Source organism: Lachnoanaerobaculum saburreum DSM 3986 (assembly GCF_000185385.1).
Classification (GTDB): Bacteria; Bacillota; Clostridia; order Lachnospirales; family Lachnospiraceae; genus Lachnoanaerobaculum; species Lachnoanaerobaculum saburreum.
The window spans coordinates 2,237,142-2,245,511 of the sequence record NZ_GL622296.1; the positions used below are offsets into that span (position 1 = coordinate 2,237,142).

Sequence of the window (8,370 nt, forward strand, 5' to 3'; positions counted from 1 at the left end):
CCTTTCTGTCAACTTCTTGGAACTTCTACCATATCATATGCTTCTACCAGGTCAAATTCCTTTATATCATTAAACTTTTCAAATACAAGACCGCATTCATAGCCCGCAGCGACCTCTTTTACATCATCTTTAAATCTCTTAAGTGATGCCAGATTTCCGTCAAAGATCTTCTCGTTATCTCTTGTGATTCTTACCTTACAGCCTCTTACAAACTTACCATCAAGTACATAACTGCCAGCAATATTTCCGACACCTGATGCTTTAAAGATCTGTCTGATTTCAGCATGTCCGATAACCTTCTCCTCATATATAGGCTCAAGCATACCCTTCATAGCACTCTCAATATCTTCTATTGCCTGATAGATTACTCTGTACAGTCTTAAGTCTACATTTTCTCTCTCGGCAGTAGCCTTTGCCATCTGATCAGGTTTTACATTGAATCCGATAATGATTGCATTGCTTGCAGCAGCCAATACAACATCACTCTCATTGATTGCACCTACACCGCCATGGATTACCTTTACAGCCACTTCATCATTTGAAAGCTTTGTAAGTGACTGCTTTACAGCTTCAACAGAGCCTTGTACATCCGCCTTTACAACTATAGGAAGTTCTTTGACATTTCCCGCCTTAATCTGACTGAAAAGATCATCAAGTGAAAGCTTAGCCTTAGTATCTTCTATAAGCTTATTCTTGCTCTCTGAGATAAATGTTGCGGCAAATGCCTTAGCTTCCTTGTCATTTTCTGTAGCTACAAATACCTCACCTGCATTCGGCACATTGTCAAGTCCCAGTATCTCAACAGGTGTAGAAGGTCCGGCTTCTTTTACCTTTACTCCTTTATCATTCATCATAGCACGAACCTTGCCTGAGCAGGCTCCTGCCGCTATGAAATCACCTACATGAAGAGTACCTTTTTGAACAAGTATTCTTGCCACAGGTCCCTTACCCTTATCAAGCTCGGCCTCTATTACAAGACCTCTTGCCCTTCTGTTCGGATTAGCCTTAAGTTCCTTCACCTCGGCTGTAAGTATAATCATCTCAAGAAGGTTTGATATGCCCTCTCCTGTCTTTGCCGATACAGGTACAAATATAGTAGAACCTCCCCAATCCTCAGGTATAAGCTCATACTCTGAAAGTTCCTGCTTTACCTTGTCTATATTGGCAGCCGGTCTGTCAATCTTGTTAATCGCAACTATTATCTCAACACCTGCCGCCTTTGCATGGTTAATAGCCTCAACAGTCTGCGGCATCACGCCGTCATCTGCCGCTACAACCAAAACTGCAATATCTGTAGCCTGTGCACCACGCATACGCATTGCGGTAAATGCCTCATGGCCCGGAGTATCAAGGAAGGTAATAGGTTCACCATTGATCTTTACCATATATGCACCGATATGCTGTGTAATACCTCCGGCCTCTCTGCTTGTGACATTTGTTTTTCTGATAGCATCAAGAAGTGATGTTTTACCATGGTCAACATGACCCATTACCACTACTACCGGCGGTCTTGGAACCAGAGTATCCTCCGGATCTTCCTCTTCTGCAAGAAGTTCTCCGATAACGTCCACCTTTTCTTCCATAGTACAGATAACATCATACTCAAGGGCTATCTCTTCAGCCTGCTCAAATGTAAGCTCTGTATTTATTGTAACTATCTGCCCCTTTAAGAAAAGCTTTTTAACTATTGTTGACGGCTGAAGCTTAAGTTTTGACGCAAAATCCTTAATAGTTATTGTCTCAGGTATGATAATCTCTTTGATATCATCCTGTACCTCTTCCACCTTTTGCTTTGTAGGCATTATAAACGGATGCTTGCTTATCTTGCCCTTTGCCGGTCCGTCTTCAGTCCTATGCTTTTTATCATTCTTATTATTATTTTTGAAGTTATTCTTATTAACTCTGTTGGAAGTCTTCTTTCCTAAGCCGTCAAGCACAGGAACTCCGCTTGATGAATCATTTTTCTTAAAGCCCTGCTGTTTATTATTTCCGAAGTTTCTGCCGCCATTGTTATCCTTGGAAAATTCCTTGTTTCTGTCATTCCTGTCATTTGATGCACCGTAACTTCTGTTGTCCTTGCCTGTAAAGTTTCTGTTTTTATTGTCTCCGTCCTTGCCTTTTTGACTTCGGTCGTTTTTAAAATTACCCTTTTGATCCTTATTAAAAGGCTTCTTATCTCTGCCCTGTTCTCTGTTTTGAGATCTGGAATCCTTACCTCTTGCCTTATCCCTTTCTTCTCTTTCCTTAAATATATTTCTGATAGGTGCGGCATTTTCCTTTGCTTTTTTGGCAGCTTCCATCTCTGCATAGACATTTCTCGGTTTAACAATATCTTTTACTTCTTCCTGTACCGCCTCATTCTTTTTTTCTTCAGCCACAGGCTGTACAATATTTTCAACCGATTTTGATACAGTTACCTTCTCTACAGCCTTCTCCACCACCTTCTCCTCTTGTCTCTTTGTTTCCTTCTTTATCTCTTTGGGCATATCGGATGTATTCTTCTCTTCATTTGTATTTTTGCTTGCAACCTTCTTTACCGTATCAGTATCGGAAAGTTTCTTTGTACTCTTTTTTGTTTGAGTACCTGACTTTGAAGCCGGTTTCTTACCGCTCATCTGCTGTGCATTCTGTGGTCTGAATACAACATTTACCTTTCTCTTTGGAGCTTCATCTTTTTTCTCCTCAGATACCGGTGCTGTTTCCGCCATTTTGTTATTTTCTATATTATCTTTACTGTTCACTTTTTTATTTCCATCTTTATTATTAAATTTTTCTCTAAGCATTTTTTCTTCTTCAGCTGATATATTTGACATGGCTGCTTTATCTATACCATTTTCTTTCAAATACGCTGTAAGCTCATTATTTTTTTTACCTATTTCTTTTGCCAGATCGTTTACTCTCAATTATCATCCCTCCGTGATTTTTAATATTGCACTTTTAAATCCGTTCTCAGTCAATGTTATTGATGATCTAAGCCCTTTGCCCAAAGTCATTCCCAAAGCTTCCTTTGTAGAATATATTATCATTGGAACGTTATAAAATTTACATTTATCTTCAAATTTCTTTTTTGTATTTTGTGATGCATCAGTGGCTATTATAACAAGTTTTGCCTTGCCTGACTTTATATATTTTTCCACTGAAAACTCTCCGGACACCACATGACCCGCTTTCATTGCAAGTCCAATTAAGTTTAACACCTTATCCCTTGTCAAGTTTTGCCATCTCCTCACTAAGCTTTAACAAAACATCTGCATCTACATTCATCTTAAATGCTCTGTTAAGGCCTTTAGATTTTATAGCCTTTTGCAAACATTCCGGATCATTGCATATATATGCTCCTCTGCCGTTTGCTCTTTTGCTGCTGTCTATAAGCATCTCTCCCTCAGGTGTCCTTACTATTCTGATCAATTCTTTTTTAGGCTTTGACTCATTACATCCGATACATTTCCTTTGAGGTACTTTATTCTTCAATATCGTTGCCATTTTCTTTTTCTGCCTCAGCATCTTCATTATTATCTGTATTTGCAGACATATTTTCACTTCCGTCTAAAGAATCAAATACTCCAAGCTCTCTTGCCTGACTTTCACTCTTTATATCTATCTTATATCCTGTAAGTCTTGCAGCAAGTCTGGCATTCTGACCTTCCTTACCTATTGCAAGTGAAAGTTGATAATCGGGAACAATTACATCCGCTTCCTTGGTTTCCTCATCTGCTACAACTGCTATAACCTTTGCAGGAGAAAGTGCATTTTCTATCAGATATGCCGGATTGTCATCCCAGTTTACAATATCTACTTTTTCGTCTCGAAGCTCCTCCACTACGGCATTTACTCTGACACCGTCTACACCTACACAAGCTCCTACCGGATCAATATCCGGCTCATGACTGCATACCGCAATCTTTGTTCTTGAGCCTGCTTCTCTGGCTATTGACTTTATCTCAACCACGCCGTCTCTAATCTCAGGTACTTGTGCTTCAAACAATCTCTTTACAAACTCGGGATGTGTTCTTGATACCGATATTCTGGGTCCCTTGGGATTATCCTTTACTTCAAGTACAAATACCTTTAATCTGTCACCCAGTTTTAAATCTTCACCCTTTACCTGCTCACTTTCAGCAAGTACCGCATCTATTTTGCCAAGATTTATTGCTATATTCTTGCCCATAAATCTGGTTACTACACCGCTTACTATATCTCTTTCCTTCATATAGTAGTCATTGAAGATGACTTTTCTTTCTTCTTCTCTTATCTTTTGTAAGATAACATTCTTTGCTACTCCTGCTGCAATTCTACCGAATTCTTTTGAAATAACAGGCACCAACACTGTATCTCCTACACCCAGATTCGGATTTTGCATTCTTGCTTCCGCAAGTGATATCTTTGTTGCTCTATCCTCCAAGCTTGGCTTATTACCGAGACTTTCCACCACTTCTTTAGCCTGTATTATAGAATAGTCACATGTAGTGGGATTTACACTTACCTTTACATTGTCTGCCGTTCCGAAGCTGTTTTTACATGCAGAAATCAATGAGTTCTCAATAGCTTCTAAAATTGCCGCCTTACTTATATTTTTTTCTTTTTCCAAGAGATCAAGTGCCTCAAGTAATTCCTTATTCATCCTTTGTATTATCCTCCGTTAAAAATCTATTTTCAATCTGATATTTGCAATTTCTTTTTTTGTAAAGACCTCGTCTTTAACTTCTGTTTCTACGGTTATATTTTCACCGTCAAATGATTTTAATACTCCTTCGAAATCCTTCACACCGTCCCTTGCCTTATAGAGCTTTAACTCAACTTCCTTTCCAAGTTCTCTAAGAAAATCTTTGTCCTTTTTTAGAGTTCTGCCAAGTCCCGGTGAAGATACCTCTAAAATATATCCTTCGTCAATAAAATCTTCTTCATCCAACCAATCACTGAGATGTCTTGAAATCTCGGCACAATCCTCTATTCCTATACCTCCATCCATATCACAGTACACCCTTAGGTAGTATTCTCCCGCTTCTTTGACAAATTCGATATCTACCAACTCAAATTTCAGTTCACTGCTTAGTTTTTCCAAGAACTCTTCAGTTCTTTTTACATAAGTTTCGCTTTTGCTCATTTCCATCCTTTCATATGCATAAAAAAGTGGACCCACCGGCCCACTTTCCTGTCAAACATATTTTAATTACTATAGCATATTTCTTACCTAAATGCAAGGGGAAAATCAGATTCCATGCTTACTTGACCCAATTACACACTTCTAAATCGGGAACTCTTGTGAACTTCGTTATCTTCTCTGTCAACCATAAAGTCGTCTGAAAATATATCTATAGCTGTAATAAAGGAATCCCACTTGCTATTTTTAGGCAATAGAACCACTACATCATCAATTTCATTTACCATCACCTCATCACAATGAAATCTATACTCCTTAGGCAATCTTACCGCCTGACTTCTACCATTTTTAAAAACTTTTGCTGCCAACATAAAATCACCACACTTTCAAAACAAGTATATATCAAGATATATACCGATCCAATATTTATACAACCTTTATAGTATTCTATTTGTGTATACGAGTTTTCATATATCCTACAAAGCATTAAATATATTGAGCCGGCTGCCGACTAACTATAATATCAATACACATCAATATAACTTGCCAATGCATAGCCTTCGATTCCGCCATAATTGATATAATAAAATCCGTTATCGGCACCGCTATAGACTGTAACTATGGCTCCCAACGGAATCTTTATAAGTTCTTCTCCCTTTGTACTTGGAGTCTTACGAAGAGTTATAAATTCATTGCATCTGACTACTTTGCCTCTCCATGACAAGTCTGCCGCAGTTGTGGAAGCCACATAGTGATCATAAGGGTCAACACTTAAATACGATGCCAGAGCATAGCCTGTACTGCCGTTATAGCTGACTTTATAAAAGCCGTTTGATGCATTCTCCATAAAACTTACTGCCGCACCTAAAGGTATCTGTCTTATCTCCTTTGCACTTGTAGAATCTGCTGTGCGAAGTGTAATACTTTCATTACAGTTCACTACATAAAGAGTAGTCAAAACCTGTGTATTGGCAGTAGCAGCCTCTTCCGCCTGAGTCTGTATCTGCGTTGTCTGTGACATATCTTGAGTACTCACCGTCTCTGTCTCTACTATACTGTTTTCTTCCACCGTAGGAACGCTCTCATCCTCTTTAGATTCCTTTTCATCCCTATCTTCCTCTGTAGTCTTGTTATCACCGCCAAGTTCTATTGTTATACTTTTTGAACCGCAACCTGTCAAAATACACATAATAACAAGTATACAAAATAAATATATTGTTGTTTTTCTCATAAAGCCTCCACTACTTGTTAAAATACTGATCTATAGCATTGGCCATAGAAGTCGCAATGGCATCCTTCTTTGTTGAGAGTATCTTGGCATCATCTGCATTATCTGCAAATCCCACCTCCACCAAACAGGTAGGTATTGAAGAATATGAGAATATTCTAATGACTGCCGAATGTGTCCCCATATTCTTTAATCCTGTAGTCATAGTAATGTTGCTTTCCATATTTTCCGCAAGCTTTTTTGACAACTCTATATTTGACTTTGTAAGTCCCATTATACTTGTATATCCCGGATAAGTATCTCCTGATATATAGTCATTGTCTCCGGGGTAGAAGCTTAGAGTACCTGAGTTTTTTCCTGTATTTGAATGAATCGATACCATTATATCCGAGGTCTCACCTGCTATAGCACTTCTTGCACCGTTTGAAATATTTTGATTAAAATCGGTTCTGCTCATAACCACACGATATCCTTTATTTATAAGCAAATCCTTAAGTTTCAGTGCAACCTTTAAGCTGAACTCAGGCTCCGTCTCTGTTTTGTCATAGACATTTTTGCTGTCTCTGGCTTCAACACCGACTCCATAAGCCTTACTTCCTACCATAGAAGTATTCATGCTCTTTAACAGTGAATCATCTACAGGATAATATTTTTCTCTTTTTTGGTTTGCTTCAGGTGCATTATTGTCACCATGTCCGGGATCTACAAATACAGTATGACCGTTAAATGACTTAGGTTCAAATACATATGCCTTATAGTCAGGTGCACTTCCGTCGGCATTTTTCCATAAATACGGTCTGTACTTTGAGCTTTCACTTAAGTGATAAACTCCGTTATCTGCAACTATGCTTTTTTCTTTCGTATTCTTTTCATCCGGTTGAGTACTTGCCTGTGTAGCGGCGGCGGTCTCTGTAGTATTATACCTTGTAACAGGTTTTACCTTCCTCTTTGCCATACCTGCACTTGCACTTATACTTGCTGTTGCAGATATAACCAATACACTTGCAAATAATAAACTGTACATCTTATTTCTTTTCATATTCACCCCTTACTTTGTATACCCCTTCTCCTTTTCATAAGATACTATTAAGTTCCTGTTTTTAATTTCAATATCACTTAACATAGTATCACTGAAGCGGTCTGCCGGAATAGTTCCATGATACCAGCTGCATGAATTAAAATAATTTTGAAGTCCGGCATCATCAAACATTCTTCCATGTTTTGCATAGATTTCATTTCTTGCAATTCGACACTGTTCGGCGCTAAGTCCTGCCAGCTCGCTTTTATCAAGCACTCTAATACTGCTGTCAGGCAAAACAAAATCATTGTTTAGTGCCACAGTTGTCGGTGCGGTTTCAGTCTGTGACACTGTAGGTACAGTATCAGGCTCAGTCTGTGAAACTGTCGGCATAGTCCTCTCTTCACTCTCACTCTCACTTTCATGTTCTTTTTCCTTAGCTTTTCTATCATCTTCTTTCTTAGACGGCTTATCACTCTTATCAAGTATACTTTCCTGTTTTTCATTGTCCTCAATTGATATACTGATAAATCCCGACTGTATGAGGGCAAAGAAAATCAGAAGAATTGCCAAGATAATACCGAGGATTGTAATGATTACAATCTTAAAGCCTTTATTCTTCTTCGGCTTTTTTACAGGTAAATTTTTGTCTGTATCGGTATCATTACTGTTACCGGACTGTAAAACAGCTACAGGACTTAAAGCACTGTCATCCTTTTTCAGATTTACCTTGCCGGCTGCTAAAATCCTGTCGGAATTACCTGTATCGCTGTTTTTATGACTTTCACCCTGTTCTATCGGTGTACCGCAGTTTGTGCAATACTTTAGACCGTCTCTTATCTGCTTACCGCATTTTGAACAAAACATTCCGTTCCTCCTTATCTATCTGAATATTGTCCACTTACCGTCTTCCTTTATACGATAAATATCCTCAATACTGTCTCCTCCTAAATATGTAATAGAATATTCTTTATACAGTAAATTTTACCATAATTGATTCTTAAATACTATAAAAAGTAACTT

The 8,370-nt window shown here is 38.4% G+C and carries 9 protein-coding genes; all 9 read right to left on the minus strand.

Features of this window, described 5'->3' with window-relative positions; genetic code table 11:
* Positions 1-8 precede the first annotated feature (8 nt).
* Complete coding sequence (gene infB / locus HMPREF0381_RS10215; protein ID WP_008751901.1) at positions 9-2,903, minus strand: translation initiation factor IF-2; 2,895 nt, start codon at positions 2,901-2,903, stop codon at positions 9-11.
* A gap of 3 nt (positions 2,904-2,906) precedes the next feature.
* A complete protein-coding gene (locus HMPREF0381_RS10220) occupies positions 2,907-3,212 on the minus strand; it encodes a L7Ae/L30e/S12e/Gadd45 family ribosomal protein (RefSeq protein WP_008751902.1) in 306 nt (101 codons plus the stop codon).
* A complete protein-coding gene (gene rnpM, locus HMPREF0381_RS10225) occupies positions 3,199-3,483 on the minus strand; it encodes an RNase P modulator RnpM (protein WP_008751903.1) in 285 nt (94 codons plus the stop codon). The genes HMPREF0381_RS10220 and rnpM overlap by 14 nt, the downstream gene beginning before the upstream one ends.
* Entirely contained in the window at positions 3,461-4,621 is a 1,161-nt protein-coding gene (gene nusA, locus HMPREF0381_RS10230) for a transcription termination factor NusA (RefSeq protein ID WP_008751904.1), read from the minus strand. The genes rnpM and nusA overlap by 23 nt, the downstream gene beginning before the upstream one ends.
* Before the next feature lie 18 nt (positions 4,622-4,639).
* Positions 4,640-5,140 carry a ribosome maturation factor RimP gene (locus tag HMPREF0381_RS10235; protein ID WP_008751905.1) on the minus strand — a complete coding sequence of 167 codons (501 nt, stop codon included), beginning with the start codon at positions 5,138-5,140 and terminating at the stop codon, positions 4,640-4,642.
* Between the two features lie 95 nt (positions 5,141-5,235).
* Positions 5,236-5,472 carry a type II toxin-antitoxin system antitoxin VapB gene (vapB, locus tag HMPREF0381_RS10240; RefSeq protein WP_008751906.1) on the minus strand — a complete coding sequence of 79 codons (237 nt, stop codon included), beginning with the start codon at positions 5,470-5,472 and terminating at the stop codon, positions 5,236-5,238.
* Between the two features lie 152 nt (positions 5,473-5,624).
* Positions 5,625-6,332, minus strand: a complete 708-nt coding sequence (locus tag HMPREF0381_RS10245; protein ID WP_040461381.1) for an SH3 domain-containing protein — start codon at positions 6,330-6,332, stop codon at positions 5,625-5,627.
* A 10-nt stretch (positions 6,333-6,342) separates the two neighbouring features.
* Positions 6,343-7,368: an N-acetylmuramoyl-L-alanine amidase family protein gene (locus HMPREF0381_RS10250; RefSeq protein WP_008751908.1), complete on the minus strand. Its 1,026-nt coding sequence runs from the start codon at positions 7,366-7,368 to the stop codon at positions 6,343-6,345.
* 9 nt (positions 7,369-7,377) lie between these two features.
* Complete coding sequence (locus HMPREF0381_RS10255) at positions 7,378-8,214, minus strand: YARHG domain-containing protein (RefSeq protein WP_008751909.1); 837 nt, start codon at positions 8,212-8,214, stop codon at positions 7,378-7,380.
* Between the last annotated feature and the right edge of the window lie 156 nt (positions 8,215-8,370).